Source organism: Nocardioides sp. B129/18 (assembly GCF_055282735.1).
This window is the reverse complement of the sequence record NZ_JBUZJI010000020.1, coordinates 75,355-78,283: the sequence shown is the minus strand read 5'-3', so window position 1 is coordinate 78,283 and position 2,929 is coordinate 75,355. Positions and strand designations below refer to the sequence as shown.

The 2,929-nt window shown below is 75.3% G+C and carries 3 protein-coding genes; all 3 read right to left on the bottom strand.

Annotated elements, in window-relative coordinates:
- Positions 1 to 476: carboxypeptidase regulatory-like domain-containing protein (locus ACZDWJ_RS14400; RefSeq protein WP_463521833.1), on the bottom strand; the 476-nt coding region annotated here is incomplete at its 3' end.
- A 218-nt stretch (positions 477 to 694) separates the two neighbouring features.
- Complete coding sequence (locus ACZDWJ_RS14395; protein ID WP_463521831.1) at positions 695 to 1,564, bottom strand: oxygenase MpaB family protein; 870 nt, start codon at positions 1,562 to 1,564, stop codon at positions 695 to 697.
- 16 nt (positions 1,565 to 1,580) lie between these two features.
- The gene (gene serA, locus ACZDWJ_RS14390; protein ID WP_463521829.1) at positions 1,581 to 2,780 is read right to left on the bottom strand and encodes a phosphoglycerate dehydrogenase; all 1,200 of its coding nucleotides are present in this window, start codon (positions 2,778 to 2,780) and stop codon (positions 1,581 to 1,583) included.
- Positions 2,781 to 2,929: the final 149 nt, after the last annotated feature.

The window sequence follows — 2,929 nt, the reverse complement described above, 5'->3', positions numbered from 1 at the left end:
GTGAGCACCAGCAGGGCCGGGTGGGCCTGTCCGGGCCGCAGCGTCAGGGACGTGGCGGCCGACGCGCGGCCCCGCCGCCGGGCGCGCAGGCGCACCGGCCCCGCGTGCAGACCGCCGACCACGACGACGCCCTGGCCGTCGGCGCGGGCGGTGCGGTGCGAGCCGTCGGCCAGCAGGACGTCCACCTCGGCGAACCGGGCCGGAGCGCCGCGCTGGTCGCGCACCTCGGCGCGCACGCTGGCGCCCCGGCGGAGGACGAGGAGGACGTCGTGGCGCTCACCGGCCCGGGCCTGCACGATCCTGCGGGCCGGCGCCTGCCGGCGAGGATCGTGCGGTGCGCGCTCGTCGAGCAGCTCGACGACGACCCGGCCCGGGGGGACGTGCAGCACCGCGAGGTCGCCGAGCAGGCGACGCTCGCCGAGCACGCGTCCCTCGTGCGTCCAGCGCAGTCGCAGCAGCGACGGCCCCGGCCGCACGGCCCTCACCCTGATCTCCACCGATGGTGCGTCCACGACGCCTCCCCCCTCAGGCGGGACTCCCCACGTCGCCCCGCACACCGGCCGCGGCCGGTGGTGCGAACCTAGGCGGCGACCCGCCGCCCGCGCGCCCGTCGATGCGACGGACCCGCCCGGCGCGGCCGGGCCACCCCGCATGGTCCGAACGGAGGGGGTCCGGCCTCGACCGGACGAACGGCTCAGGCGGCGGGCGGGGTCATCGCCCAGCGGATCGTGCCGACGGCCGCCGAGCCGAGCACCCGCACCACGGTGCGCTCGGAGACCGGCAGCAGCGGCAGGCGCAGGCCCGCGCGGCTCCACCACGGCATCAGGCCGACGGCGGCCGCCGCCAGCACGCCGTACGCGGGCCGGGCCGGCAGCGGCAGGGGCGGGCGCCACAGCACGAAGCCGATGGCCTCGCGGGCCTCGGGGGTGGCCCGCAGCTCGGGGCGGTAGGCGGCGAGACGCTCCTGGAGCGCGGCGTAGGTGGTGGGCGGGTCGATCGCCCCGAGACGACGCGCGACCTCGGCGGTCTGCGCGAGGTACTCGTCGCGGCGGGCGTCGTCGAGGGGCCGGGCGCCGTAGGTCTGGTGGGCCAGCAGGAAGCTGTCGACCTCCGCGCAGTGCACCCACGTGAGCAGGTGGGGGTCGTCGGCGCGGTAGGGGGTGCCGTCGGGCATGGTGCCGGTGACGCGGCTGTGGATGCGGCGCACGGCGTCGACGGCCGCCTGCGCGTCGTCCTCGTGGCCGAAGGTCGTGACGGCGAGGAAGGTGCTGGTGCGGGCCAGGCGGCCCCACATGTCGCCGCGGTAGCCGGAGTGCTCGGCGACCGCGCGCATCGCCATGGGGTGCAGCGACTGCAGCATCAGCGCGCGGATGCCGCCGACGAACATCGAGGCGTCGCCGTGGACCTGCGCGATCGCGCTGTCGGGGGCGAACCAGCGGGGTCCGGGGCGGCCGTGGATGCGGTCGCGCTGGCGCGGCCCGTCGGGGCCGGCGACGCGCTCGAACAGCGCCGCGCCCAGACGGTCGCGGACGCCGCCCAGCCCGGGGACGCTCACCTTCGGCACGCCGACCACCGTGACCTCACGCCGACCAGGTGCGGACCCACAGGCACTGCTCGTCGGCGGCGAGCTCGGCCAGGGAGGCCTCGGAGAGCGGCTCGGTGGCGTCGGTGACGACGTAGCCCTGCTCGCCGGACGTGGCGAGGTACTGGCCGGTGATGTTGGCGCCGGAGGCCGCCAGCAGCTGGTTGACGCGGGCCAGCACGCCGGGGACGTTGACGTGCAGGAAGCCGATGCGGTGACCCTCGGCGAGCGCGGGGGCGAGCACGGCCGGCAGGTTCACCGACAGCTCGGTGCGGCCCTCGAGCGCGAAGCCGCCGAGCTTGCCGGCCACGAAGTAGCCGATCTCCTCCTGGGCCTCCTGGGTGGAGCCGCCCACGTGCGGGGTCAGGATGACGTTGTCCAGGCCCCGCAGCGGCGACTCGAACGCGTCGCCCTGGGCCTTCGGCTCGATCGGGAAGACGTCGAGCGCGGCGCCGGCGATGTGGCCGGAGAGGATGTGCTGGCGCAGGGCCTCGGTGTCGACGACCATGCCGCGCGCGGCGTTGATGAAGAACGCCCGCGGCTTCATCGCCGCGAACTGCTCGGCGCCGAAGAGGCCGGCGTTGCCGGGGCGGCCGTCGACGTGGAGGCTGACGACGTCGGCCTTCGCGAGCAGCTCCTCGAGGGTGCGCATGCGCTGGGCGTTGCCGTGGGCCAGGCGGTCGGCGGAGTCGAAGAAGATCACCCGCATGCCGAGCGCCTCGGCGAGGTTCGAGAGCTGGGTGCCGATGTTGCCGTAGCCGACGATGCCCAGCGTCCGGCCGCGGACCTCGTGGCTGCCCTTGGCCGACTTGTCCCACACGCCGGCGTGCATCTTGTCGGACTTCTCGTGGAGGCGACGGGCCAGCGCGATGATCTCGCCGATCACCAGCTCCACGACGCTGCGGGTGTTGGAGTAGGGCGCGTTGAAGACCGCGACGCCGCGGGCGGCGGCGGCCTTGAGGTCGACCTGGTTGGTGCCGATGCAGAAGCAGCCGACGGCCAGCAGCTCCGGCGCCGACTCCAGGACGCGCTCGGTGACGGTGGTGTTGGAGCGGATGCCGAGCAGGCTGACGCCGGGCAGGCGCGCGATCAGCTCGTCCTCCGAGAGGGAGCCCGACAGCAGCTCGACCTCGAAGCCGCGGGCCTCCAGGACCTCGACGGCGACCGGGTGGATGTTCTCCAGCAGCAGCACCTTCACGTCTCCCAGCCTAGAGAGGTCGCGGTCGTCGGCCCGCATCGCTGGTCTCGCGTGGACAGGGCCGGTGCCGGCGCGGGCAGGCCCCGATTACCCGGCTGACCGGGTAACTGACCCCGGTGCGGCGTGTCTCGCAGGTTCGCGGCGCTCCA